We start from the raw sequence: 25,589 nt of genomic DNA, 5'->3' as shown, positions 1-25,589 counted from the left end.
TCACCTAGTGTTCCAAAGATAAATATGGAGAATAGGGATTCACTAATAAAAAGCATAAATTTGCGCCACCATAATTCAACGGAATGCAACCTATAACAGATTCATTACTTTCAATTGTTGTCCCTCTTTATAATGAGGAGGAAAATGTGGTTTTATTGACCCAAAAGATTCACGAAAGTCTTGTTGGGTACCAATACCAAATCATCTATATCGACGACTTCTCTAAGGACAATACCCGTAAGGTAGTCAAAAATATGAATGACGACTCGGTGCATCTTATAGAGCTCAAGAAAAATTATGGTCAGAGTTTGGCCTTGGCTGCCGGATTGGATTATGCCGAGGGGGAGTATATCATTACCATGGATGGGGATTTACAAAATGACCCCAGCGATATACCCCAAATGTTGAACTATGCCGTAAATGACGACTATGATGTGGTCACGGGTATACGGCAGAAAAGAAAGGATTCCCTCGTCAAAAAAATACCTTCCAAGATTGCGAATTTTTTGGTTAGAAGGGTAACCAAACTGGATATAAAGGACAATGGATGCGCCTTGAAGGTCTTTACCAAGGAAATTGCCAAAGACCTGAATCTATATGGCGAAATGCATCGCTTTATTACCCTACTTGCCCATTTGGAAGGAGCCCAGATAAAACAAGTACCCGTAAAACACCATGCCCGCCATGCCGGGGTTTCAAAATATGGACTAGAACGCGTTTTTAAGGTCGTTGCCGATATGATGCTATTGCTTTTTATCCGCAAATATTTTCAGCGTCCCATACACCTCTTTGGTATTTTTGGTTTTTTAATGATTCTTTTGGGAATGTTCATCAACATCTACCTCCTTATTGTAAAATATGGTTTTGGAGAGGATATTGGCACGCGCCCATTACTGATTTTCGGTCTGATGTTCATTTTGGCAGGCATTCAGTTGTTCACCATCGGTATTGTAATGGAACTCCTAATTAGGACCTATTACGAATCGCAGAAGAAAAGACCCTACCGAATTAAAAAAGTGACGATTGGAGACGGGGTTGCGTAAAAAACTGATAACAATAGCTAAAATTGCCATAAGTGCAATTCTGATCTATTTTATCTTTACCAAGGTCGATTTTAAGGAGGTACTTCAAATCGTAAGGAAGTCGAATCCGTTTTATTTGACCGCTGCCATCTTGCTCTTCATTGCCTCAAAGGCCTTGGCATCCATCCGACTCAATCTCTACTTTCATCAACTGCATGTACAACTCACCCAAAAAAGCAACCTTAAGTTATATCTATTGGGCATGTTCTACAACCTCTTTCTACCGGGAGGTATCGGAGGTGATGCCTATAAGGGTTATCTTATTAAAAAGGAGTTTCAAGTGGAAACCAAAAAAGTGGTTTCGGTCCTGGTTCTCGACAGACTTAGCGGATTGTTATTACTATTTATCTATGCATGTATCCTTGGTGTGCTTTTAGATAATCATTGGCTCAACACCTACGACATACCCATGGGCTTCCTAGGGATTTTATCCGTTGTGGTATTTTGGTTCCTGAACAAAAGGTTCTTTGCTTTTGTCCTGCCCATTTTCTGGAAGTCTTTTGGACTATCGGCCCTAGTGCAAATGGCACAATTGGTATGTGTGGTATTTATTTTGCTAGCCCTAAAAATAGACACCAACAATATCCCCTATCTTTTTATCTTTCTGATCTCTTCCATCGTATCGGTATTACCCCTGACCATCGGTGGTATTGGCAGTCGTGAAGTCACCTTTTTTTATGGCGCTACCCTTTTGGCCTTGGATGAAAACACATCAATCGGCATCAGTATGGTTTTCTTTCTGATCACCGCACTGGTTTCCCTGTTCGGTATCATTTATCACTTTAAGAAAATAAAACTTAAAACGCAGGATCAATAGATATGCACCAAATTCATTGCATTCACCACTTTCTTTCTGGTATCCGGATTTAAGAACTTGCCTTGCAATCGGGTGATCCTGAATTGTTTTTCAATCAACTGTTTGTTCCAATCCAAACCTGAATCCTTTAGGGCTTCCAATTCTTTGTCATTGGCATACACCCAAACATGCTTTCTTTCCTTCAATTCCCTTATCGATATGATTTTTACAGGTTTCTGGTTGTAAAAATCCAATGCCCAAGTATGGTTATTCGAGATCTTATAGACATTATCGGTAGAAATATTGTTTTCCTTAATTGTCCTGGCCATGGTCGATCCTGCCTGATACTCCAATAAAGAGGGATAAAAATGCGTATTCAAGACCCCATTCAACAAAATAGAACTTACTGCCCCTATGGTTATGATCCTATAATAATACGCCTCGCGTTTTAGACAGTAATAGATGATAAAAGCACCCAAGATAAGCTTCCATATATAATTGTAATAGGTCTCGCCCTTAAAAACGAAAAAGGAAATCAAGGTTGTGGCTATAAAGACCACACCGAGAATAAAATATTGGAAACCCAATAATATCTTTTTTACCCTTTTGTGTTTCTCTGCATGCAAACCATATAAATATCCGGCGGATAGCACAGCAAACAAGGGCATGGTAATATTCAGATAATGTGGTAGTTTAAATTGTGCGAAGCTGATGATGATAAAAATCAAGGTAATTCCACCCAACGTTAAAAACTCCTGCTTCGGCACATACTTGAACTTAGATTGAATCAATGTCCTTGCTTTCTGCCAGTAGGCCAACAAACCAACTACGGTCCATGGCAGGAATACCCATAGAAAAGTATGGAAGAAGAAAAAGTAATCACTACTATTCTTACCTACACCTTCCCCGCTTAAACGCTCAAAACTCTGCTCCCAAAATATAAAGAAGATACCACTTCTATGGCACTTACCCCGTATCACTTTCTCCGGATGCAAATCAAATTGATAATAATAGGCGTACAACATGGGAGCAATGACCACGGCAAAAACCAAAATCCCCATAAGTACCCGCCAATTCAGGAACATCTTCCATTCTCGTGTATAGGCTAGGTGACAGAGTATAGGTAGACCAATGACCAAAAGGGCTATCTGTCCTTTGGTCGAGAAGGCAATCCCAGCGCCAAAGGCGCCCAAGACCATATGTTTCAGTGAATTTTTCTCAATATAGGCGGCCAAATGCCAAATGGCAAAAACGGAAAAACCGGTCAATACCGCATCGGTACGGACATCAATTGCCCCCAATACAATCGTTTGGCACGTCATAAAAATCAAAGCGGCAAGCCTACCCACATTGGCATTGTACAACAACCTACCCAAGCCAAAACAACTATAGGCCCCCAATAAAGTAGCCAATATGCCCGGTATCCTATACGCCCAATCATGCAATCCGAATATCTTGAAAGACAAGGCTGCCAGCCAATAGTGCATATGGGGTTTGTCCAAATATTCCTCCGTTCCCTTAAAAAGGCTCAAAAAATCATTCTCCTGCACCATTCGCATGGCCATGACGGCAAATTGGGCCGAGTCGTTTTCGAAAAGGGTAACGAACATTCCGGCGATGTACACCAGAACCACAAGAAACAACAAAAACCAATATCTGGTATTTGAAATCATAGTTGGTATTTATGAAGTGCAAATATATACAACTTTGTAAACAGCCAGCCTAAACCTAAACCAATAACGATACCGGTCAACACATCCAAGGGAAAATGTACCCCAATATAAATACGGCTATAGGCCACGATCAGTGCCCAAAGAAACAATAGGAATCCAATACGCTTAAAACCAGGCTTCAATAAAAATGTAAAAAAGGATGCTATGGCAAATGAATTGGCTGCATGGGCCGAAAAATAACCAAATTTACCACCACAAGAACTTTTGACCAATCGCATGATCGAACTTATCTCGGGATCATAACAGGGACGTAGTCGCTGTACCCCATACTTAAAGAAATTTGCCAATTGATCGGTCACCAAAATCAAAATGGCGACAGTCCCCAGTACCATGAGCATTTTTCGCAATCCCAATTGCCGATAGGCCAAAATGAGCAATACCAGATACAAAGGAATTGAACTCAATTTATTGGTAGCTGACATCCAAAAACCGTCCCAAGAGGGGTTTCCCAGACCATTGAGAAAGAGAAATACTTCCTTATCCAGTTGTACGAGTTGGTCGAGCATAGGAATTAATCTTCGTAACGGGACACCTCTCGGTCATAGAAAGCCGTAGCTGCTTCAATAAGACCCTCTGCCTCGGATTCCAGATCTTTCTCGTCTTCCGTGGTAAAATCCTCAAACCACTCTACCTCATCATCCTCAAGGTTGATAATAAATCTGGGGTACTCGGTATGAATCACGAATATGGCATTGGGCAAATCAGTGTTATCGCCCAATATGAATTTTGGTAGTTCCATGTGTATTTATATTAATCTGTAATCAATTTTTTCGTCAAATAATTAAATCGAAGATACAACATAATCGCCGATGCGCTCAACCCGGTAAGCAATCCTATCCAGATTCCGGTACTCCCCAGGTCGGTATAAAGCCCACAGTAAAAAGAAATGGGGAAACCAATGACCCAATAGGCTATAAATGTAATCAGGGTAGGCACCTTCACATCCTGTAATCCACGTAAAGCACCCAACACCACTACTTGGATTCCATCAGAAATCTGGAAGAAAGCCGCCACCAACAACAATTGGGCCGCAAGGATAATCACCTCAGTATTGTCCGCCATATTCTGGGCATCGTCAACATCTAGATAAATCGTAGGAAACCAATGTCTGCCCCATAAAAATAAAGCGGCAAAAACAACTTCCACAATCAGGGTCAATAAAAATATTGATTGGGCTATACGTCTTAATTCCTTAAAATTGCGCAATCCTTTTTGATTACCTACCCGAATCATGGCAGCCACCCCCAGTCCCGTTCCGAACATAAAAGTCATACTACTTAAATTTAAGGCTATTTGGTTGGCGGCCTGGGCATTTTTCCCCAGCACCCCACTCAACCACACCGCAGCGGTGAAAATGGCCACTTCAAAAAACATTTGAAGCGCCGATGGGAAGCCTAGACTTATGATTTTTTGCATCACCTTCTTTTCAATCTTCCTGAAATTGAATCCAGTGACATAATCATGGAATTTCTTTTTGCCCCTAAGCAAGAACCAGATGTACAATACCATCATACACCTTGAGACCAAAGTGCCTATGGCTGCCCCCACGATGCCCATTTTAGGAAACCCTAAAGAACCGAAAATCAATAAATAATTCAAGGTAATATTCACCACGTTGGCAATTATCGTGGCATACATCGGATATTTTGTTTGTGACAATCCTTCAGAAAATTGTTTAAAGGCCTGAAAAATAATCAAGGGTACCAATGAAAAGGCCACAAGGTCAAGATAAGGCATTGCCAAGTCAACCACTTCAGGTGGCTGCCTCATCATATGAATTAGGGGTTTTAACAATAGAATGATTGCGAATAGCGACAATCCCAAGGCCGTACATAAAACCAAGCCATGTTTTAAAGCGCTTTTTGCATCTGCCTTATTTCCTCCCCCATCAGCTTCGGCGACCAACGGTGTAATCGATGTGGAAAAACCAATACCGAACGACATGGCAATAAACACAAAGCTATTTCCCAAGGAGACTGCTGCCAATTCCGCGGTCCCCAATTGGCCGACCATTATATTATCTGCAAGGGCCACAAAGGTATGCCCTAACATGCCCAGTATGACAGGAACAGACAATCTGATATTGTATTTGAATTCTTTGGTATATTGTTTTAACAAAGTAATGTATGATTATAAATTATTGATAATACGTGAAGCATCCTTTGGTCAGGACATAACCCTACCGCTAATAGGATAATAGAGACATTGATCCTATAAAGGGTGATTTTGACCTCCCTCTAAAAATATCGACTAAGATGACCCTTCCAAAGCGCTTTTGGCTTCTTCCCAAAAGACATCCATTTCACCAAGGGTCATATCCTTCAAGGACTTCCCTGCTTCCTTGGCTTTGGACTCCAAATATTGGAATCGGCCGATGAATTTCTTATTGGTACGTTCCAAGGCATTCTCTGGATTTATATTGAGAAAACGGGCATAATTGATCATGGAGAACAAAACATCGCCAAACTCAGCCTCCATCTTATCGGCATTTCCCGACTTTATCTCCGATTGCAATTCGGAAAGTTCCTCTTGTACTTTTTCGAAGACTTGTTCGGGTTTCTCCCAATCAAAACCGACGCCAGCGACCTTATCCTGTACGCGATTTGCCTTCACCAAAGCCGGCAAGCCTTTTGGCACACCTTCCAGAACGCTTTTCTTGCCTTCCTTCAGTTTAATGTTCTCCCAATTGCGTTTTACCTCCTCCTCATCCTTTACGGTCACATCGCCATAGATATGGGGATGCCTATTGATCAATTTTTCACAGATACTATTACAGACATCGGCGATATCAAAGGCATTGGTTTCCGATCCGATTTTTGAATAAAAAACAATATGAAGTAAAACATCACCCAATTCCTTTTTGACCTCGACCAAATCGTCCTCTAAAATAGCATCACCCAATTCATAGGTTTCTTCAATGGTAAGATGCCTCAATGTTTGCATGGTCTGCTTTTTATCCCACGGACATTGCTCACGGAGTTCATCCATTATGGTCAATAAACGGTCGAATGCCTTTAATTGAAGTGCTCTTGAATTCATTATTTTACTTTTGGCAAAAGTACGAATACAATTAGTTTATCCCTTAGCCCTTTATCACACATTTTTTAACTAACTTATATGATGTAAATCCATCCTAAAAAGCAATGAAATCCCAACCTATTCATACAATACTTATGGTAATTATTACAACAATGGTAGTTGGACAATCCCCTACCTCCGAAAATTTGGGGATATTTGACAACCACGATGATATCGGCAATGTCTACCACAAAGGATGGGCAAGTTATAGCACAACTGACAATACCTATACCATTTCTGGGAGTGGAACCAATATGTGGTTCAATTCGGATGAATTTCATTTTGTCTGGAAAAAAATGTCGGGCAACGTATCCCTCTCTGCCCTCATAGAAATGATGGATGAAGGTGTTGACCCCCACCGTAAGGCCTGTTTAATGATACGCCAAAATCTTGAACCCGATGCCCCTTACGTCGATGTAGCCCTTCATGGCGACGGCCTCACAGCCATGCAGTTTAGGGAAACCAAGGGTGGAACGACCCATGAGATTAAATGTAACAGCCTGACTCCAAGCCATATTCAATTAAGAAAAGTAGGTGATTACTTTACGATGTATACCGGTTCATCGGAAAAAGACCTTAAAATTGCCGGAGGGTCCTTGCGCCTGGAACTCAAATCCCCATTTTATGTAGGCCTCGGTGTTTGTTCCCATAACAATGAGGTTCTTGAAACCATAAAATTCAAGGATGTTGTGATAAAGGAAAACCTAAAAGCAATCGATACGGTCACGAAGGTTGAAAGCAGCTTGGAAATCCTCGATATTACCTCCTTGAACCGAAGTGAAATACACCATACAAAAAGCCATATCGAAGCTCCCAATTGGACGCCCGATGGCAAAAAATTGATTTATAATAGTGATGGACTTCTGTATAAAATCAATATTGAAGGGGGCACGCCACAAATGATACCAACTGGATTTGCCAATAGGATCAATAATGACCATGGCATATCCCCAGACGGCACGCAAATGGTCATCAGTGACCAAACGGAAACCGGAAACTCAATGATCTATTCCTTTCCTATTGAAGGTGGAAAACCCGAAAAAATCACTCCCCTTGCCCCTTCATACTGGCATGGATGGTCTCCCGATGGGCAAACTTTGGCCTATTGTGCCGAGCGCAATGGCAATTATGATATTTATACTATTCCTTTTGAAGGAGGAAAAGAAACACGCCTGACCGCTGCCGAAGGACTCGATGATGGCCCGGATTACTCCCCTGATGGCCAATATATCTATTTCAATTCCACACGAACGGGTACCATGCAAATCTGGCGGATGAAAACCGATGGATCCGATCAGGAGCAGATTACAACGGACGAATACAACGATTGGTTCGCCCACCCTTCCCCTGATGGCAAATGGATTGCCTATGTCACTTTCAATACCGATGTACCGGCAGGTGCACACCCACCCAATAAGGATGTTATGCTTCGATTGATGAACTTAAAAACCAAGGAAATAATTATCTTGGCGAAATTGTTCGGGGGACAGGGAACCATAAACGTACCTTCTTGGTCACCCGACAGTAAAAAATTGGCTTTTGTAAGCTATCATCCTGTAAAATAGAATAACCATGAGTCTAGTTAAAATTAGTTGTTCCCGTCAAGTGTTCGGATTACTTTTTCTTGTTGGCGTATGCTTTTCAGCAACTTCCCAAGAAAATTCGATTATAGCCGAGGATGCGAAACCTGTATTGATCGCGTCGGCGTATGAATTCACCGAGGGACCGGCTACCGACAAGGAGGGCAATGTCTATTTTACGGACCAACCCAATGACCAAATCATCAAATGGTCCGCAAGTGACAACACCTTGGAGGTTTTCTTAAAACCCTCTGGACGTTCTAACGGACTCTATTTTGACCATGATGGTAATCTTATCGCCTGTGCCGACGAAAAAAACGAATTATGGCGCATTGACAAACAAAAGAATATAACCGTCTTGGTCAATGGTTTTGACCATAAAAAAATGAATGGTCCCAATGACCTATGGATCGATTCAAAAGGCGGGATTTACCTCACCGACCCGTTTTACAAAAGAACGTGGTGGAATCATGAAACGACTGAACAAGAATCCGAGCGGGTGTATTACCTTTCACCTGATAAAAAAGACCTCCGCATTGTTGCCGATGGTTTTGTTCGCCCCAATGGCATTATCGGCACCCCGGATGGCAAAACGCTTTATATTGCGGACATCGGAGATAAAAAAACCTATTCTTACACCATCAATGAGGATAGTAGTCTAACGGATAAAAAACTTTTTACCGCTATGGGTTCCGATGGAATGACCTTGGATAACCAAGGAAACGTATATCTTACTGGTGATGGGGTTACCGTATTTAATGTAGAAGGTGAACAAATCCAACATATTCCCATAAACCAAAAATGGACCGCCAATGTGACCTTTGGGGGAAAGGATAAAAACAAACTTTTTATCACAGCCATGAATTCGGTCTACCTTTTGGATATGAATGTAACCAGTGCCTATTGAAAAAGTTGCTTATTTTACAGCTTCGTCCTGAGGATGAAACCGCCGATAGCGAATTCAATGCCATTTTGCAGATTGGCGGTTTGAGTCCCAATGATGTAGAGCGCATTCGGTTGGAAAAAAGCATTCCTGTAATTGACTTGAATCATTATTCAGGGATTATTGTAGGGGGCAGTCCGTTTGACATTAGCACTGCCAATAACCAAAAGAGCATCCTCCAAAAAAAAATTGAAGCCTTTTTCAACACCTTATTCGATGAAGTTGTCAAAAGGGATTTTCCTTTTCTCGGGGCATGTTCAGGTAATGGACTCTTGGGAAATTATTGTGGAGCTACCATTTCAACCACGTATTCAGAACCGATAGGCAGCGTCGACGTAAGGATTACGGAGGAAGGGAAGGAAGACCCCCTCCTCAAAAACCTTCCCGAGACTTTTTCAGCGCTGGTAGGCCACAAGGAAGCTTGTGATAGTATACCTCCAGGCGCAGTACTTTTAGCCACCTCAGCAACCTGTCTTGTTCAGATGTTCAGGGTAAAGGAGCATATCTACGCCACGCAATTCCATCCCGAGGCCGATGCCAACGAATTTATTCTTCGTATAAATATTTACAAAAACCACAACTATTTTGAACCTGATGAAGTTGGGGAATTGATCAACAGGGTGCAAAAGACCAATACGCCAATACCCAAGATTATTTTAAAACACTTTGTTGAGCGGTATCATATTTGATGCTCTATCAATCCCATTTACCCAAATTCCTTTGTGGTATTCCACACCCTTATTGATGTGAATTGGGTATAAAAAAAGGGCTGTCTTTTAAAACAGCCCTTTAAGATTGATTGGTAATAAACCACTTATTCTTGTGGTTTATAAATTAATGTCCAACCTGTAGGATCACCACCTTCATTGACATTTAACGGAACATACAGTATCAGCTCATCTTCTGTTAAGGAAACAATCTGATAAACACCATTAACACTTGTCCAATTGGCATTGTACCCTAATGCAGTTGTTGGATCTGTGAATGTTAAAGTTTGTCCAGATACATCCAAGTTAAAGGTTCCATTTACTGCTTCTGCACCTGGTTTATTATAATAGGTAACGTTTGCTGCTCCATTAAGATCAAAAGTCATACTTCCGAAAGGATCAGGGGCACAACACTCCCCTGCATTCCACCAAACTTGAGCCCAACTGTCTATATTATTCGATGGCGACATATAATAAAATAAGCCATCATCAGGAGTGCCATTAAACACCCATGTTTTACCAATGGAAGGATCCTCACCTGTCAAATCATAATAATCCTGGGCTATGGGTGTTGTGAATTCGTCAATGGTAACATCTATGGTTTTACTAAAGAACTCAGCACCAAGTGTCCCATGATAGGTAAATGTTGCTGCACCTAAAATAGGATAAACAAACTCAACTTTGTCGGTATAAGCCTGACCGGTATTATAATCCCAATACCCTGTAATACCGGGAGTAACCATACTCAACGCTACTTTATTCCCTCCCGGATCAATTTGGGTGGCCATTAATTCGACCCCTGCAACGTCTGTAACGTTATACAATTCCTCAGTATCCGTAACAATAGGTTCGCATGCTATGAACAACAAAGCAAACATACCTACGGAAAAACCTATGATTTTATTTAATTTCATGTTTCTTATTTTTAAGTTATAAAACATACTACCACCCAGGGTTTTGTTCATAAGCCCCGTTAGACAACCTTATTTCCGTTTCAGGTATCGAAACCAAACCTTTTGTTTCAGACCTATACGAGCCACTATAAGTAGCATCGGAACCTGAATTCCGTACATTCTCAGTATAATCAAAGGCTGTGTCTACATCACCCCAACGCACCAAATCGAAATATCTCAGCCCTTCAAAAGCCAATTCATGCTTTCTTTCCTCCTTCAAGGCCTCAAGGGAATATCCTATAGCTGGCAAACCTACTCTTGCCCTTACCCGATTCATCCCATCGGATGTTTGCGTAATCTCTGAATGCATTAACAAAACATCGGCAAATCGCATAAAGATAAAATCCTGGGCATGCATTAGCTGCATATCCGTATTACTCCAATCGTACATTTGGACAAACATACCCGAAACGTTACCATCTACATCAGGATGCTGAAGCGAAGTATATTTTTTATTGAATAAACCTGTTTCATGGTCTCCTTTGTCTGCCTGATAACCATCAGTTCCTTGTTCTGCATCCCCCATTGGAAGAATAGATCCTTGTTTTCGGGGATCGGCATCATCCCATGTGTTCCATAAAGTAGGCCTTACCGTACAAAAACCCCAACCTTGTCCGAATGGCACCATTGAATTATCGCGAATTCCGCTAAAAAGACAAAGTCTATTGGTATAAATTGAACCGTTTGACCATGACCAATCACCGAATGAAAAACGTTGCACGAACATACTCTCTGAATTTCCTGTTCCAAAGGTGGGATTAAGTCCGTCCTGTCCTACCCATTCCAATCCTTCGGCATCTGCCCAAGGAAGCACTACGCTCCCTGCGCTTTTATTTAAATTGGAATAAGGCCAGAGATTTCTAAAATCTGAAACCAAGTCATAGCCACTATTGTTGATACAATCATTTAAATAACCTGCGACATCTGAACCACTTAACGAACCACCCTCTACCAAAGGTAAATCACTAGTAGATTGGTTCTCAATATTGGACATATAGCCCGTATAATGTAAATACACACGCCCTAAATACGCTTCGGCCACCCACTTGTTGGTATGCCCATAACTTTCCGTTGGTATGGAAGGGAAAGAAATATTGGGCAATGTTTCTATAGCCAATTTCAAGTCTGAGGCAATTTGGGCAAAAGTCTCGGAATAGGTGTTCCTAGGACCATCTTTAGCTTGGTCGACTGAAGTTATCAATGGCACCCCTCCAAAAAACTTAGCCAATTTAAAGTAGAAGAATGCTCTCATAAACAAAGCTTCCCCTACGGCAACATCCTTAAATTCCTGAGCTTCCGCAGGACTACTGAAAAAACTTGAAAAGTCCGCCTCACTGGCCTTTTCTATTATTGCATTACATCGTGCAATGCCATTATAGGATTGCACCCACAAATCGCGATACGTGTCTTCCGCTGGATCCTCAAAGGCATCAACATCCTTACCGGCCTTATCATCGGGACCACCACCACCTAGCATCATATCGGACATCAAATTGGCCGCAAGGGGTTCAAAACTAAGTGCATTAGGTGTATAAATTGCATTGTAAACACCTGATATTGCCTCTTCCATATCTGTAGGGGTCTGATAATATGTATCCAAACTCTTACCGTACAGATTTTCTGTATCCAATAAACTTTCGCTGCAACCTAGGGTTGTTATCCCTAGTAAAACAGCAATTAAATAATATATATTTTTCATCATAATTTTTTTTTAAAAATTAAAAGCCCATATTTAATCCAAACATAACCGTTCTAGGTAATGGATAAAGACCAAGATCGATTCCGGAAGCCCAACTGTAATTTTCATCATCGCCACTAAAGCGGACATCAGGGTCCATACCGTTGTAACCTGTAAACGTATGTAAGTTATTTACGGACATATACATTTTAAGGCTCGAGATAGCAGTTATTTTCTCAAGAACTTTTGTAAAATCATAACCGACTGTCAAATTATTGATTCTCAAATAATCCGCATCATGCATATAAATATCTGAAATGAAGTTCGTATTCCTGTTGGAGCCATAAGTCAACCTGGGTAAAGTATTGGAGGTTCCTTCCCCATGCCAACGATTGAAAATCCCAGAAGTATAGTTTTGTTTAAAACTATCCGCGAACGAACGATAGGATTGCATGATCTGCATACCGAATTTACCGGTCAACGTGGTATTCGCATAGAATCCTTTATATTCGAAATTCAACTGTAGACCAAGTTCTACATCAGGATTCGGGTTACCCAACATAATCTTGTCATTCTCATCAATAACCCCATCAGCATTTTGATCGACAAAACGCACATCGCCTGGACGTTGATCATCAAAATATGGCGCCCCACTTGGACCTACATAGGCATCAACTTCGTCTTGATTCTGTAAAATACCGGCTGTTTTATAACCATAGAAATAACCTATGGGTTTACCGACTTCTACCCTTGATACTTCTGAAGTACCTTGGGCCAACACATTGCTTGGACCATGAATGATACCATCTGAATTGGCAATCTTCGTAACCTCATTTTTATTATAGGCCCCACTAACCGTGACACCATATTTAAAATCATGGGAATTATCATTCCAACCCAAGACTAATTCAACACCGCTATTTTCTATATCACCACCATTGATATACGGAGGCAAGGCACCTGAAGTTCCTAAGGCAGGGGCTTCTACCAACCAGTCTTTGGTTGTCTTTTTGTAGTAATCAAAGGCCAAATTTAATTTTGAATCAAAAAATCTGGCATCAAAACCTAAATCGAGTTGTTCAGAGGTTTCCCATTTAATATCAGGATTGGTCACCCTTTCTGGATAAGCCGTTGGACCTGAAACAGGTTTTGTGTCTCCAAAAAAGTAACCTGGAAATGCATAGGTAATTTGCGATGAATAAATAAAGTTGGGAATGGATTGATTCCCATTCTGACCCCAACTCGCCCTTAATTTGGCAAAGTTCAAAATATCGGATGAGCCAATAAAATCCTCTTCGGTCAAAACCCAACCTGCAGATACTGATGGGAAGTAACCCCATCGATTATCCTCTGCGAAATTAGATGATCCATCCGCCCTCATAATAGCCGTAAAAAGATACTTTTCCTTGTAATTGTACTGAGCCCTGGCCATATACGAAAGTATAGCTCCACCACCGGCAGCCCAATCGGCACCTGACGCGCTAATATCACTAATTGATTCAGGGCTTTGGGTATTGTTCAAATACGCATATTTAGGATCTCCTGGAAATAATAAATTCGATTTTGAAGCAGAAATATTATTATTCAATTGATCTTGATAAAGTTCTGTTCCGATCAAGGCATCTATCTTGTGATCTCCCAATTGACGTTTATAAGACAGGGTTGTAGTCCATGTCTGGTTATTACCAATGTACTGACTTTGTGTTGCTCCATCTACATAATCCTGATACAGAACCCCTAAATTATAAGTTGGGTTCATTGATCTAGAGTGTCCAAACCATGCATTGATACCATAACTTGACCTCAGCTTTAAATCTTTATAAGGTTCAATCTCAACAAAGACATTACCCACAAGACTATTGCCCTTATTATAATTATAGTTATTGCGATAATACATCACGGCCAAAGGGTTGGTTTGTCCGGTATTCCATCCGTCCAATGTGGGGGTATATCCAAACTCATTTACATTATTGTCTATGGCGGGTTGCCAATAGGCAGGCATTAATGGGTTTTGTACCAATGCATTATGTAAATCATTCCAATAGATATTACCCGTTGCGGCACTTCTGTTTTCCGTGTTTGTATAGGTAAGGTTTTCGCCGATTGTTATAATGGAGTGTTCGCTATTCTTCCTCAATATTATTTCTGTATTCAATCTTGTGGTCAATCTTTTATACCCAGCATCTATAATATCTCCTCCCAAAATACCTCGTTGATTAAAATAAGAAGCACCTGCAGAATAGGTTATATCCTCGCTACCACCGGTAATATTTACCGCATGGCTTTCAATGGTAGCATTCTTTGTGGCCATTTCATTGATCCAATTGGTTCCTTCCCATCCATTTTGGAGTCTTGACCAGACATCTTCCCCCAATTGGGTTCCAAGTCCTGCATAATTATCATTCAACCAAGAATTATTTGTAAGAATCGATTGCCAATCAAAAGGTTCCAAACCATCATTTACGCGACCTTCATCCATAAAGTACATATACTCCTGTGCATTTAGGGGGTCAAGGTTTTTATAGATTTTCTGAAAACCGTAATAGCCGTCGTAAGTGATTTTTGCAGCACTGTTTTTACGCCCTTTAACTGTTGTTACAAGAACGACACCATTGGCAGCCCTTGATCCGTAAATTGCAGAAGAAGCAGCATCTTTTAAAACGTCCACGGAAGCGATATCAGAAGGATTCAAATAATTGATATCCCCTACCGCAACCCCATCGACAATAAATAAAGGGTTTGAATTACCGATAGTCCCCAAACCACGAATAGTAACCCGTGTACCAGCACCTGGCTGCCCATTATTTCTAGTGACACTTACCCCTGCAGCAATACCTTGTAGCGCTTCCATTGCCGTACCCGTGTTCAGGGACGCCAAATCATCCCCTTTAACATTTACACCGGCACCGGTCACCAAAGTTTTCTTTTGCGTACCATAACCTACAACCACAACTTCTTCCAGTGCCTCAAGGGATTCCTCAAGCACTACATTGATTGTTCTTTGTTCCCCTACAGTAATCGTTTGCGAAACCATTCCGATGTAAGAGAAAATAATTTGATCCGTTGAACTGACATCTGACAAAGAATAGTTTCCGTCAAAATCAGTTTGAGTTCCATTTGTTGTACCCTTGACCAATACACTGGCCCCAGGTAAAGGAACATTGCCGTCGGTAACAGTTCCCGACACACTCTGTGCCTGCACAAAACCGTAAAACAACATGATTCCTAAATACAACGTACTACGAAAAAGTTTTTTTTTCATGAAATTGAATTTAAAAAATTAGTTTGTGTTAGTATTGAAAATAACATGGTTTCCTTGAGCAGAAAATCATGTTATTTGTATTAATTTACTGTTAAAATTATATCAACAAATAAAATTTCACTACTCATTATTTATCTTTTTTTCATACTAAACTATCAGTCCTTTTAGGGTTAAGTTAGTGCGTAGCATTTGTATCACACCCTAAGTTTCTAATTATGTGTTTGTTAGACGATTCCCCCATAGATCAGGGCATAATCAACCCAAAAGAAACTTTAAAACAAGAATGGATTTGAAGAAATTCAAGCTACAACTAGGAGCACCTATAATTTTTATATACACGGTGAAGGCACATCGATAACATTTCCCATTATAGTCTTTATGCAACATAAAATTATGTTCCATTTTTTATGGAATTCAAGAACTTAATTGTAATATTGCAATGAACTAATAACATATTGATATGGGATTGACCAAAACGGAAATGTTTACCGACTTACAAAATGAAATTGCATTATTCGCAAAAGTCCTTGGACATCCTGCGCGCGTAGCCATTTTACAACATCTGTTTAAAATAGAAGGCTGCATCTGTGGGGATCTGGTCGATGAAATAGGACTGGCCCAGCCTACCATATCCCAGCATTTGAAAGAATTGAAACTGTTAGGATTGATAAAAGGTAATGTGGAAGGTACCAGTGTCTGTTATTGCATCGATAAGGAAAACTGGACAAATATGAAAAGAGTAATGTTGCAATTCTTAGATCAGGATATCGACAACAAAAATTGTTGCTGATATTTTTTTGGGCAATCAATCGTTTTATCGCAATACTATAATACATATGAAAAAAGAACAAGAACTTAAGAATATCGTCAAGGAACGCTATGCTAAAATAGCAGAACAGGGCAAGGCTGAAAATGCCTCATCCTGTTGTGGAGCCACAACACCCTCAAACAAAGTATACCATATAATGATGGATGACTATTCGGAAACCCAAGGGTATGCCGAAGAAGCTGATCTTGGTCTCGGCTGTGGCCTTCCCACCCAATTTGCCAAAATAAAAAAAGGGGATACCGTTATCGATCTAGGTTCGGGTGCCGGAAACGATTGTTTTGTGGCCCGACACGAAACCGGTGCCGAAGGCAAGGTCATCGGTATTGACTTTACCCCCATTATGATTCAGAAAGCCCGAATCAATGCGGAAAAATTGGGATACAACAATGTCGAGTTCCGAACAGGGGATATCGATGATATGCCAGTTAGCGATAATATGGCCGATGTTATTGTGAGCAATTGTGTTCTAAACCTTGTTCCTAATAAGAAAAAAGTTATTGCGGAGATGCATAGGGTCTTAAAGCCGGGTGGTCATTTCAGTGTTTCCGATATTGTTTTGGTCGGTGCACTACCGGATGCCCTTCGGGAAGACGCAGAAATGTATGCGGGTTGTGTTGCTGGCGCGATTCAAAAAGAGGACTATCTACAGCTAATGTTGGACGAAGGTTTTCAAAATCTGAAAATACAAAAAGAAAAGCCCATTGTCATTCCCGATGACATTCTTGGCAAGTATCTTTCCGAAGAAGAAGTAAGTACATTCAATACAGGTGAAACCGGGATTTTTAGTATTACGGTTTATGCCGAGAAGAAAGGAACCACACAGGAAAAAACAAAATTAAACCTTTCCGAGATTCAAGCCGGATCATCATGCACCCCAAATAGTGGTTGCTGCTAATAGTTAAACAAAATACGAATGACAACCACACACACCCTTTTTGAAAAAATAGAGGATATTGTTTCAGCGCTCAACATCGAAACTATCACCGACGAACGCAAAGAAACCCTTCAACCCTTGATCGACTTTATCCAATCAAAGGTCAATGATAAAGAAACGATACGCATAAACTTTATTTGCACCCACAATTCACGAAGAAGTCACCTATCCCAAATTTGGGCACAGACCTTGGCCTATCACTTCAATATCCCAAATGTGCATTGCTATTCGGGTGGTACTGAGGCTACCGCCCTTTTCCCCATGGTCGCCCAAACGCTGCAAAATTCGGGCTTTGAAATCCAATTGCTTTCTGAAGGACCAAATCCAGTATACAGTATTAAATATGCCGCGAACGAACATCCGGTTATTGGTTTTTCAAAAAAACTGGATGATGAATTCAATCCAAAATCAGGATTTGCAGCCATTATGACCTGTTCACAGGCCGATGGGGGCTGCCCTTTTATCGCGGGTGCGGAAAAACGGATTCCGATAACCTTTGAAGACCCAAAGGCTTTTGACAATACACCGCAGCAAGCTGAAAAATATAAGGAAAGAAGCTTACAGATCGCTACAGAATTATTTTATGTATTCTCCCAAATCAATTCTTAAAAAATGGTACAAAAGAAAAAATTAAGTTTTCTCGACAGCTATCTAACCCTATGGATTTTTATTGCAATGGCCTTGGGTGTTGGCATTGGATACTTTATCCCTTCGTTTCCGGATATCATCAATTCCTTCAGTAGTGGAACGACCAATATCCCCATTGCCATCGGTTTGATCTTAATGATGTACCCTCCTTTGGCCAAGGTGAATTATTCCCTTTTGCCCAAAGTTTTCCGTAATACCAAGATTCTATCGATCTCACTTATCCTCAATTGGATCATCGGTCCTGTTCTAATGTTCATTCTGGCCATTACTTTTTTACGGGACTATCCCGAATATATGGTCGGACTGATCTTGATCGGTTTGGCCCGCTGTATTGCCATGGTCCTTGTATGGAATGACCTTGCTGAAGGCAGTAGCGAATATGGGGCAGGTTTGGTGGCATTGAACAGTATTTTCCAAGTTTTCGCATACAGTTTTTACGCTTGGATCTTCATTACCGTTCTCCCCCCTTATTTTGGATTTGAAGGAGCTATCGTCGACATTTCAATTGGAACCATAGCCGAGAGTGTTGCCATCTACTTAGGCATCCCTTTCGTACTGGGAATTCTCAGTAGATTGATTTTGGTAAAACTCAAAGGAGAAGAATGGTACATGAAGAAATTCATCCCGACCATTTCCCCAATAACCTTGATCGCGCTTTTATTTACCATTGTGGTCATGTTCTCACTCAAAGGGGAATTGATAGTGCAAATTCCCATGGATGTTTTGATTATCGCCGTTCCGCTTTTGATTTATTTCAGTTTGATGTTCCTTATCGGTTTCTTCATTACCAAGGCAACAGGGTCTACATATGACAAAACAGCTTCCGTGGCATTCACAGCGGCCGGAAACAATTTCGAATTGGCCATTGCGGTTGCCATAGCTGTTTTCGGACTGAATTCCGGACAAGCCTTTGCAGGGGTCATCGGTCCATTGGTCGAAGTCCCTGCCCTAATCCTATTGGTTCGGGTTTCGTTTTGGTTGCGTAAAAAATATTTTCCAAAAATCACAGCTTAAGACTATAAGAATAAAATACAACCCAAAAAACACTGGCCCAAAAACCAGTGTTTTTTTTAATCCATATTAAAATAATATTTTTGTCCCTTTCCCAGTTCTAAACCATTGGCAAAAACTGTCTTTACTTTGTCTAATCCATAATCAAATTATAAAGGCCTAATCATAATATATAGTTGAAAACGAGGATGACGAAACCGAACCAAAGAATAAAACAGGCCCGAATTTTAAGGATATTTCGAAAAATACACCGAATTACGGGCGCAGCACTGTTCATCTTTTTCTTTATTGTTTCGATCACCGCACTTCTATTGGGCTGGAAAAAACACAGTAATGGCATTTTAATGCCCGAAACCTATGTTGGCACCTCAACGGACCTAAAACAATGGTTGCCCTTAGACAGTCTGCATACCAAGGCCATTGCCGTTTTGCACGATTCAGTCGCTCCCGACTTATCTCCCATGATTGACCGCATTGATGTCAGGAAAGGAAAAGGCTCGGTAAAATTCATTTTTAAGGATCATTTTTGGGGTATTCAGCTCGATGGTGCCACGGGAAAGGTATTGCACATTGAAAAAAGGTATAGCGACCTCATTGAGAACATTCACGATGGCTCCATCCTGGATTGGTATTTCAATACCTCGAACGGTCAAATTAAGGTTATTTACTCCACTATTATGGGCATTGCCCTGCTCATTTTCACGATTACGGGATTTTGGCTTTGGTACGGCCCAAAAAGAATGAGAAAAAGCAAATCCAGATCATAATAGGAATCTAGCCCTCGCGAAGGGATTGGGGATTCGCTTTAGGTCCACATGCGCAAAGAATGAATCGTAGCATTGGCACTCGTAAGAGTCTCCATTTAAGTTTTGGATTTTCCTTTGAATTAAGACCCACAGGTATTGACGAATTCAAATAATAGAAGTATCTTGAAGGTTCAAATTTCAACCATGAGGTTCTTAACAACATCCCTATTATTTTTTATACTCCTAAATGTCAACTCCCAAGATCCCGGGCGCTTCAAAAGTGATATAGACCATATCACAAAAAAATATGATACGCTTTGGAACCCAACTACCGAAACGATCTTATTCACAGGAAGCTCAAGCATCAGAATCTGGAAAGATGTGCAAGATCGGTTTCCCAACCATCAAATCATTAATTCGGGATTTGGAGGCTCTCATGCGTCAGACCTTCTGGCCCTTTCCGATGAACTGATCCTCAAATACCAGCCTAACAAGGTCTTTATTTATGAAGGGGACAATGATATTGCATCAGGAAAGAAACCAAGAAACGTCGTTCGTACCATTGAGCAAATCGTACATACGATCCGAACGGAAAAACCGGAAACTGAAATCATCCTGATTTCCACCAAACCGAGCTTGGCACGATGGGATTTCAGACACAAATACCAACGTTTGAATCGAAAAATGCAAAGGCTTAGTAAAAAAAACAATCTTATCGAATATGCGAATGTCTGGGACCCCATGCTAAACAAAAGCAAATTGATTCCCGATTATTTTATCGAAGACGGATTACATATGAACACCAAGGGATACGATGTATGGTATTCCGTATTAAAACCATTTGTTGAGCATTAATTAACCATCGTTATAGTAAATCATTATGATCAAATCCATCGTAACAAGAGTCCTGACCGTACTATTCATCAGCGCATTATTTGTGGCTTGCCAAGGAGAACAAAAAAAACAGATTGAATTTCCACCAACCGATCTGGCCCTCGAAAACCTCATTCCAAAACCTTTGAAGGTGGTTCCAACGAACAAGGCTTTCGGCCTTGACCGTTATACGGCCATTTACACCAACCAAAGCGATGCGTCATTTGCGGAAATAGGTCGGTTTTTAGCCGATAAGATCAAAGCCAAGATTGATTTGGATGTTCCTGTCAATGAAGAAGGAACCCTTCCTGTTGAACGCATTATTTATATCAATCAATCGGACAGTCTTGAATTGAATGCCCCGGAATCCTATGAACTCTATATTACCCAAGATTCGGTCATTTTAAATTCCAATACCGCCGAAGGTGCCTTTAGGGGTATACAAACATTGCGGCAGATCATTCCCGAACAGAGTAATGACACATTGGCCGAGCAACGCATATGGCCCATACCCTCAGGCAAGATCATCGACAACCCTACCTTTGGATTTCGTGGTGCCATGCTCGATGTGGCCCGTCACTTCTTCAGTGTTGACGATGTCAAGAAATATATAGACCTTTTGGCTTACTATAAGATCAATGTATTGCATTTGCACTTGACCGATGATCAAGGCTGGCGTATTGAAATCAAGTCATGGCCAAAATTGACTGAAATTGGTGGAAGTACCGAAGTCGGAGGTGAGGCCGGTGGCTTTTACACCCAGGAAGATTACAAGGACATCGTCGCCTATGCCGCAAAGCACCATATGACCATTATTCCCGAGGTGGATATGCCTGGGCACACCAATGCGGCATCCGTAGCCTACCCCTTTTTAAATGGCAATGGAAAAACCCCCAAGCTCTATGAAGGTACTCGGGTAGGTTTCAGCACCTTTGATACCAGAAAAGATACCGTATACAGTTTTATCGATGACGTCATACGCGAGATATCAGCCATTACCCCCGGTCCTTATTTTCATATTGGCGGGGATGAAAGTCACGTTACCAAAAAGAACGATTATATCTATTTTGTTGAAAACGTTGAGAAAATCGTACAAAAGCATGGCAAACAAATGATAGGATGGGATGAAATCGCATCCGCCAACGTAGACTCCAACTCCATTTCCCAATATTGGTCCAATGGGGACAATGCACAAAAGGCCATTAAAAGAGGAATGAAGCTTATCCTCTCACCAGCCAAAAGAGCCTATTTAGACATGCAATACGATACGCTCTCTAAACACGGGCTACATTGGGCTGCATATATCCCCGTTGATTCCGCTTATGTATGGACACCCGAGGAATATGAAGGCATCCCTATGGAGAACATTCTCGGTATTGAGGCTCCCTTATGGTCAGAAACCATCAGCAATATCGGTGAATTGGAATATCTGGCATTCCCGAGGATCATTGGTTATTCCGAACTCAGCTGGACATCCGAGGAAAATCGCGATTGGGAAAACTACAAGGTACGTTTGGCCAATCAGGCCCCTTATTTAGACCGCATGAATGTCAAATATTATGCATCCCCCTTAATCGATTGGAAAAAAAGTAAATATTCGTATGAGGAAATAAAGAAGGACTAACACCCCTAAGTCCATCACTGAAACCAACAAAACCACCATACAATGAAAAAAGCTGTACTCTTGGTTTTCATGCTTGTAGGAATGGGGACGATTGCCCAAAAAGCAAATGACACCATTCCCAAAGCGGAAATATCGAAAACGATGCAAAGTGTCAATATCAACGGCAGGACCATTTATTTGACTGCGGAAGCGGGCACTTTTGAAGTTAGGGATGAAAACAACGAGCCCATTGCCTTAATGGGACATACCTATTACGAAAAGGGGGAGGACAAACGTTCTTCGGGCACTAGGAGAAGACCCATTGTTTTTGCGTACAATGGCGGTCCCGGGTCATCGTCCTTTTGGCTGCATATGGGAGCCCTTGGACCAAAACGCATTGTCGTTAACGATCCTATAGCAACACCTGCCGCACCCTATAAGATCATGAACAACAACCATTCTATTTTAGATGTTGCGGATTTGGTCATGATAGATCCGGTAGGTACTGGACTCAGTATCCCTATTGGCAAGGCAAAATTCAAGGATTTTTGGGGCGTTGACCAAGATATTCGAAGCCTATCCTTGTTCATTACCCAATTTTTAATTGCCCATGACAGAATGAACAGCCCGAAATATCTTTTAGGGGAAAGTTATGGGACCTTTAGGAATGCCGGGGTCATGAACAAACTTTTGAACCAAGGTATCGCTATGAACGGGGTGATCATGGTTTCCGCTGTTTTTGACCTAAGAACGTTATTATTTCCACCCAATGATGATTTGCCCTACATTGTACATTTTCCCACCTATGCGGCTACCGCTTGGTACCATGATAAGATTACTGACAAACCGGAGGATGTTTACCAATTTTTAGAAGAAATACGCGATTTCACCGAAAACGAATACACTCCTGCCCTATTCAAAGGAGACCAATTGACCCGTAACGAAAAACAAGAAATGGCTTCTAAATTGGCTGCCTATACGGGTACCTCAGAAGCTTTTTGGGTCAAAGCGGACCTTAGGGTCACCGCCGGTGAATTTTTTGCGGAATTTTTGAGGGACAAAGGGGAAATCGTAGGGCGTTTGGATTCCAGGTTTACAGGTATAAACCAAGACCTTTTGGCACAGGAAGGGAGCCACGACCCACAAAGCACGGCCATTTCACCAGCCTATATTACCGGTTTCCTGGATTACCTACACAGAACACTCAAAGTGAACAAAAAGCTCACCTATACCATTACTGCGGGCAGCCGTGAAGGATTTAAATGGGATTGGTCACATGAAGGAAATAATCGATGGGGCACCCAAGCGGCCATAAATACAGGAATTGATATGGCTGAAGCCCTTTCAAGAGACCCCAATATGAAAGTCTTGGTGTTAAATGGCATTTATGACCTTGCCACGGTATTCTATGGTGTGGAACACAGCATAAACCATTTAGGCCTTACCAAAGAATCCAAGGACAATATTATTATGAAATATTATGAAGCTGGGCACATGATGTACACCCATGAACCTTCCTTGGTGAAATTCAAAAACGATGTTTCCGAATTTATAAAGGCCACATCCAAGTAGCGGTACCGTTGGAATATAAAAAAGCCCTGACTGTTTTGGTCCGGGCTTTAAACTATAATATATTAAGGTTCCTTATTCTTCCTCCGAGGCTTCCTCAGTTTCCGAAACAAACTCGGTAATACCGTTCTCTTGAAGAATATTGTACCATTGTATCACCTTTTTAATATCACTGGGATATACCCTATCCTCATCATAATTCGGCAATACCTCGAAAAAATATTCCTCCAGTTTAAGTTTTTCATCCTTATGACCAACAGAGGTTTTACCTCCTTTTTCCTTTACCAGTATTTTTTGGAACACCTCCCCTAAAGGAATCTCCTCTTCCAAGGTATAAATGGCAATTTCAGACAAAACGCTTACATTGCTATGGGCACTGATAGTGATACGTTTCTTATCCAATAATGATTCTGCCACAAATCCTGATCGGGTTTGTGTCAGTAAATGATAAAGTCCGGGTCTTCCTCCTATCGACAAAATTTTCTCTAAACTCATTCCTTAAAAAATTTTCAATTGCAAAGATGCTATAATTACCGAAATAACTGCGTTAAATTATCTGGCTTTTTTCATGTTCGGAAATCGCATTCGATACTCCACCTTTATTTTGCCCTTGGATATATTGGCCAACCGGCCTTTCAATAGGCGTTTTTTTAGGGAAGACAATTTATCGGTAAACAATATACCTTCGATATGATCATATTCGTGTTGGATGATACGGGCCAAAACCCCATCATAGGTTTCTGTATGCTCCTTAAAATCCCCGTCACAATAGGTAATCGTAATCGTATCCTTTCGGGAAACATCCTCACGGACATCAGGAATGCTAAGACAACCTTCGTTAAAGGCCCAGTCCTTGCCTGTTTCCTCCTTAATTTTGGCATTGATAAATACTTTTTTGAATCCTTCCAAGGTTTTTTGCTCTGCATCGGTCAGATCATCATCCTCTGCAAAAGGAGTTGCATCGACGATGAACAGTCGCAGGGGCAACCCTATTTGTGGGGCAGCCAACCCTACTCCACTTGCATTGTACATGGTCTCCCACATATTCTCGATCAATTCATCCAATTTGGGAAAATCCTTTTCAATCTCCTTTCCTACTTTACGTAACACGGGGTCACCATAAGCGACAATAGGTAATACCATTTATTTTCTATTTATATAAGCCTGTAAAATCAGTGTTGCACTTATTTCATCGATCAACGCTTTATTCCTGCGCTGTTTTTTCTTGATTCCACCATCGATCATGGATTGAAATGCCATTTTTGAGGTAAAACGCTCATCTTGCCTTTCAATGGGAATATCGGGAAATGTCCTACCCAAATGCTTTAAGAAAGGAGCTATCAATTCCTCTGCCTGTGAAGGCGTATAATCCATTTGCTTGGGTTCCCCAACGACAAAACGTTCTACATTTTCCGCTGCTACATACTCTTTCAAAAAAGCAATGAGCTCATGGGTATTTACCGTAGTGAGCCCTGAGGCAATAATCTGCAATTCATCGGTAATTGCAATTCCAGTGCGTTTTTTTCCATAGTCCAAAGCAACAATCCTCCCCAATTCCAATGTT

The 25,589-nt window shown here is 41.1% G+C and carries 24 protein-coding genes; 13 read left to right on the top strand and 11 right to left on the bottom strand.

Annotation, left to right across the window (positions count from 1 at the left end; all coding sequences use genetic code 11):
* The first annotated feature begins 83 nt into the window (after nucleotides 1-83).
* A complete protein-coding gene (locus tag HPE56_RS15340) occupies nucleotides 84-1,043 on the top strand; it encodes a glycosyltransferase family 2 protein (protein WP_109649244.1) in 960 nt (319 codons plus the stop codon).
* Nucleotides 1,024-1,899, top strand: coding sequence for a lysylphosphatidylglycerol synthase transmembrane domain-containing protein (locus HPE56_RS15335; RefSeq protein ID WP_188244626.1), 876 nt, complete (start codon nucleotides 1,024-1,026; stop codon nucleotides 1,897-1,899). Before HPE56_RS15340 ends, HPE56_RS15335 begins: the two co-directional genes overlap by 20 nt.
* On the opposite strand, the gene HPE56_RS15330 is transcribed toward HPE56_RS15335, so the two are convergent.
* The 5 genes from HPE56_RS15330 to mazG form a co-directional block, all read right to left on the bottom strand.
* The gene (locus HPE56_RS15330) at nucleotides 1,893-3,551 is read right to left on the bottom strand and encodes an ArnT family glycosyltransferase (RefSeq protein WP_188244625.1); all 1,659 of its coding nucleotides are present in this window, start codon (nucleotides 3,549-3,551) and stop codon (nucleotides 1,893-1,895) included. The genes HPE56_RS15335 and HPE56_RS15330 overlap by 7 nt on opposite strands.
* The gene (locus HPE56_RS15325; RefSeq protein ID WP_188244624.1) at nucleotides 3,548-4,117 is read right to left on the bottom strand and encodes a phosphatase PAP2 family protein; all 570 of its coding nucleotides are present in this window, start codon (nucleotides 4,115-4,117) and stop codon (nucleotides 3,548-3,550) included. Before HPE56_RS15325 ends, HPE56_RS15330 begins: the two co-directional genes overlap by 4 nt.
* Nucleotides 4,118-4,122: 5 nt before the next feature.
* On the bottom strand, nucleotides 4,123-4,350 hold the full coding sequence (locus HPE56_RS15320; RefSeq protein WP_188244623.1) for a hypothetical protein: 228 nt from the start codon (nucleotides 4,348-4,350) through the stop codon (nucleotides 4,123-4,125).
* An 11-nt stretch (nucleotides 4,351-4,361) separates the two neighbouring features.
* The gene (locus HPE56_RS15315) at nucleotides 4,362-5,729 is read right to left on the bottom strand and encodes an MATE family efflux transporter (RefSeq protein WP_188244622.1); all 1,368 of its coding nucleotides are present in this window, start codon (nucleotides 5,727-5,729) and stop codon (nucleotides 4,362-4,364) included.
* 132 nt (nucleotides 5,730-5,861) lie between these two features.
* A complete protein-coding gene (mazG, locus tag HPE56_RS15310; RefSeq protein WP_188244621.1) occupies nucleotides 5,862-6,650 on the bottom strand; it encodes a nucleoside triphosphate pyrophosphohydrolase in 789 nt (262 codons plus the stop codon).
* A 152-nt stretch (nucleotides 6,651-6,802) separates the two neighbouring features.
* On the opposite strand from mazG, the gene HPE56_RS15305 reads away from it, so the two are divergent.
* The 3 genes from HPE56_RS15305 to HPE56_RS15295 are packed head-to-tail and all read left to right on the top strand — an operon-like array spanning nucleotide 6,803 to nucleotide 9,901.
* Entirely contained in the window at nucleotides 6,803-8,254 is a 1,452-nt protein-coding gene (locus tag HPE56_RS15305) for a TolB family protein (protein WP_223170338.1), read from the top strand.
* A gap of 7 nt (nucleotides 8,255-8,261) precedes the next feature.
* Entirely contained in the window at nucleotides 8,262-9,176 is a 915-nt protein-coding gene (locus HPE56_RS15300; RefSeq protein ID WP_188244619.1) for an SMP-30/gluconolactonase/LRE family protein, read from the top strand.
* Nucleotides 9,173-9,901: a glutamine amidotransferase gene (locus tag HPE56_RS15295; RefSeq protein ID WP_188244618.1), complete on the top strand. Its 729-nt coding sequence runs from the start codon at nucleotides 9,173-9,175 to the stop codon at nucleotides 9,899-9,901. The genes HPE56_RS15300 and HPE56_RS15295 overlap by 4 nt, the downstream gene beginning before the upstream one ends.
* A 125-nt stretch (nucleotides 9,902-10,026) precedes the next feature.
* On the opposite strand, the gene HPE56_RS15290 is transcribed toward HPE56_RS15295, so the two are convergent.
* From HPE56_RS15290 to HPE56_RS15280, 3 genes are read right to left on the bottom strand one after another with little or no spacing between them, the layout of a single operon-like run.
* Nucleotides 10,027-10,833, bottom strand: a complete 807-nt coding sequence (locus HPE56_RS15290; RefSeq protein WP_188244617.1) for a hypothetical protein — start codon at nucleotides 10,831-10,833, stop codon at nucleotides 10,027-10,029.
* Nucleotides 10,834-10,861: 28 nt separating this feature from the next.
* Nucleotides 10,862-12,574, bottom strand: a complete 1,713-nt coding sequence (locus HPE56_RS15285) for a RagB/SusD family nutrient uptake outer membrane protein (protein WP_223170337.1) — start codon at nucleotides 12,572-12,574, stop codon at nucleotides 10,862-10,864.
* A gap of 16 nt (nucleotides 12,575-12,590) precedes the next feature.
* Nucleotides 12,591-15,812, bottom strand: coding sequence for a SusC/RagA family TonB-linked outer membrane protein (locus tag HPE56_RS15280; RefSeq protein ID WP_223170336.1), 3,222 nt, complete (start codon nucleotides 15,810-15,812; stop codon nucleotides 12,591-12,593).
* Nucleotides 15,813-16,272: 460 nt separating this feature from the next.
* Between HPE56_RS15280 and HPE56_RS15275 the strand changes: the two genes are divergently transcribed.
* From HPE56_RS15275 to HPE56_RS15240, 8 genes are all read left to right on the top strand, one after another.
* Nucleotides 16,273-16,602, top strand: coding sequence for an ArsR/SmtB family transcription factor (locus tag HPE56_RS15275; RefSeq protein WP_188244616.1), 330 nt, complete (start codon nucleotides 16,273-16,275; stop codon nucleotides 16,600-16,602).
* 46 nt (nucleotides 16,603-16,648) lie between these two features.
* Nucleotides 16,649-17,536, top strand: coding sequence for an arsenite methyltransferase (locus HPE56_RS15270; protein ID WP_188244615.1), 888 nt, complete (start codon nucleotides 16,649-16,651; stop codon nucleotides 17,534-17,536).
* A gap of 18 nt (nucleotides 17,537-17,554) precedes the next feature.
* Nucleotides 17,555-18,184: an arsenate-mycothiol transferase ArsC gene (locus HPE56_RS15265; protein WP_188244614.1), complete on the top strand. Its 630-nt coding sequence runs from the start codon at nucleotides 17,555-17,557 to the stop codon at nucleotides 18,182-18,184.
* Between the two features lie 3 nt (nucleotides 18,185-18,187).
* Nucleotides 18,188-19,237, top strand: a complete 1,050-nt coding sequence (gene arsB, locus HPE56_RS15260; protein WP_188244613.1) for an ACR3 family arsenite efflux transporter — start codon at nucleotides 18,188-18,190, stop codon at nucleotides 19,235-19,237.
* A 185-nt stretch (nucleotides 19,238-19,422) separates the two neighbouring features.
* Nucleotides 19,423-20,001 (top strand): PepSY-associated TM helix domain-containing protein, encoded by a 579-nt coding sequence (locus HPE56_RS15255; RefSeq protein WP_188244612.1) that lies wholly within the window; start codon nucleotides 19,423-19,425, stop codon nucleotides 19,999-20,001.
* A 183-nt stretch (nucleotides 20,002-20,184) separates the two neighbouring features.
* Nucleotides 20,185-20,835 carry a GDSL-type esterase/lipase family protein gene (locus HPE56_RS15250; RefSeq protein ID WP_188244611.1) on the top strand — a complete coding sequence of 217 codons (651 nt, stop codon included), beginning with the start codon at nucleotides 20,185-20,187 and terminating at the stop codon, nucleotides 20,833-20,835.
* A gap of 25 nt (nucleotides 20,836-20,860) precedes the next feature.
* Nucleotides 20,861-22,477 (top strand): family 20 glycosylhydrolase, encoded by a 1,617-nt coding sequence (locus HPE56_RS15245; RefSeq protein ID WP_188244610.1) that lies wholly within the window; start codon nucleotides 20,861-20,863, stop codon nucleotides 22,475-22,477.
* Nucleotides 22,478-22,519: 42 nt separating this feature from the next.
* The gene (locus tag HPE56_RS15240) at nucleotides 22,520-24,028 is read left to right on the top strand and encodes a S10 family peptidase (RefSeq protein WP_188244609.1); all 1,509 of its coding nucleotides are present in this window, start codon (nucleotides 22,520-22,522) and stop codon (nucleotides 24,026-24,028) included.
* Between the two features lie 72 nt (nucleotides 24,029-24,100).
* Here HPE56_RS15240 and HPE56_RS15235 read toward each other — a convergent pair whose 3' ends face one another.
* From HPE56_RS15235 to ruvX, 3 genes are read right to left on the bottom strand one after another with little or no spacing between them, the layout of a single operon-like run.
* Complete coding sequence (locus tag HPE56_RS15235) at nucleotides 24,101-24,520, bottom strand: DUF5606 family protein (protein WP_188244608.1); 420 nt, start codon at nucleotides 24,518-24,520, stop codon at nucleotides 24,101-24,103.
* Between the two features lie 57 nt (nucleotides 24,521-24,577).
* Nucleotides 24,578-25,168, bottom strand: a complete 591-nt coding sequence (gene def, locus HPE56_RS15230) for a peptide deformylase (RefSeq protein WP_188244607.1) — start codon at nucleotides 25,166-25,168, stop codon at nucleotides 24,578-24,580.
* Nucleotides 25,169-25,579, bottom strand: a complete 411-nt coding sequence (ruvX, locus tag HPE56_RS15225) for a Holliday junction resolvase RuvX (RefSeq protein WP_188244606.1) — start codon at nucleotides 25,577-25,579, stop codon at nucleotides 25,169-25,171. It lies immediately after the preceding gene.
* Nucleotides 25,580-25,589 lie beyond the last annotated feature (10 nt).

Origin of the sequence: Maribacter aquimaris (genome assembly GCF_014596745.1) — a bacterium.
Classification (GTDB): domain Bacteria; phylum Bacteroidota; class Bacteroidia; order Flavobacteriales; family Flavobacteriaceae; genus Maribacter_A; species Maribacter_A aquimaris.
Note: the sequence above shows the minus strand (reverse complement) of the source record. Positions and strands in the feature narration are given on the sequence as shown.

Bases quoted from the DNA above. Each gene is read 5' to 3' on its own strand.
- HPE56_RS15340 (WP_109649244.1), top strand. From the start codon at position 84: ATGCAACCTATAACAGATTCATTACTTTCAATTGTTGTCCCTCTTTAT.
- HPE56_RS15330 (WP_188244625.1), bottom strand. From the start codon at position 3,551: ATGATTTCAAATACCAGATATTGGTTTTTGTTGTTTCTTGTGGTTCTG.
- HPE56_RS15325 (WP_188244624.1), bottom strand. From the start codon at position 4,117: ATGCTCGACCAACTCGTACAACTGGATAAGGAAGTATTTCTCTTTCTC.
- HPE56_RS15320 (WP_188244623.1), bottom strand. From the start codon at position 4,350: ATGGAACTACCAAAATTCATATTGGGCGATAACACTGATTTGCCCAAT.
- mazG (WP_188244621.1), bottom strand. From the start codon at position 6,650: ATGAATTCAAGAGCACTTCAATTAAAGGCATTCGACCGTTTATTGACC.
- HPE56_RS15305 (WP_223170338.1), top strand. From the start codon at position 6,803: ATGGTAGTTGGACAATCCCCTACCTCCGAAAATTTGGGGATATTTGAC.
- HPE56_RS15300 (WP_188244619.1), top strand. From the start codon at position 8,262: ATGAGTCTAGTTAAAATTAGTTGTTCCCGTCAAGTGTTCGGATTACTT.
- HPE56_RS15290 (WP_188244617.1), bottom strand. From the start codon at position 10,833: ATGAAATTAAATAAAATCATAGGTTTTTCCGTAGGTATGTTTGCTTTG.
- HPE56_RS15285 (WP_223170337.1), bottom strand. From the start codon at position 12,574: ATGATGAAAAATATATATTATTTAATTGCTGTTTTACTAGGGATAACA.
- HPE56_RS15280 (WP_223170336.1), bottom strand. From the start codon at position 15,812: ATGAAAAAAAAACTTTTTCGTAGTACGTTGTATTTAGGAATCATGTTG.
- HPE56_RS15275 (WP_188244616.1), top strand. From the start codon at position 16,273: ATGGGATTGACCAAAACGGAAATGTTTACCGACTTACAAAATGAAATT.
- HPE56_RS15270 (WP_188244615.1), top strand. From the start codon at position 16,649: ATGAAAAAAGAACAAGAACTTAAGAATATCGTCAAGGAACGCTATGCT.
- HPE56_RS15265 (WP_188244614.1), top strand. From the start codon at position 17,555: ATGACAACCACACACACCCTTTTTGAAAAAATAGAGGATATTGTTTCA.
- arsB (WP_188244613.1), top strand. From the start codon at position 18,188: ATGGTACAAAAGAAAAAATTAAGTTTTCTCGACAGCTATCTAACCCTA.
- HPE56_RS15255 (WP_188244612.1), top strand. From the start codon at position 19,423: ATGACGAAACCGAACCAAAGAATAAAACAGGCCCGAATTTTAAGGATA.
- HPE56_RS15250 (WP_188244611.1), top strand. From the start codon at position 20,185: ATGAGGTTCTTAACAACATCCCTATTATTTTTTATACTCCTAAATGTC.
- HPE56_RS15245 (WP_188244610.1), top strand. From the start codon at position 20,861: ATGATCAAATCCATCGTAACAAGAGTCCTGACCGTACTATTCATCAGC.
- HPE56_RS15240 (WP_188244609.1), top strand. From the start codon at position 22,520: ATGAAAAAAGCTGTACTCTTGGTTTTCATGCTTGTAGGAATGGGGACG.
- HPE56_RS15235 (WP_188244608.1), bottom strand. From the start codon at position 24,520: ATGAGTTTAGAGAAAATTTTGTCGATAGGAGGAAGACCCGGACTTTAT.
- def (WP_188244607.1), bottom strand. From the start codon at position 25,168: ATGGTATTACCTATTGTCGCTTATGGTGACCCCGTGTTACGTAAAGTA.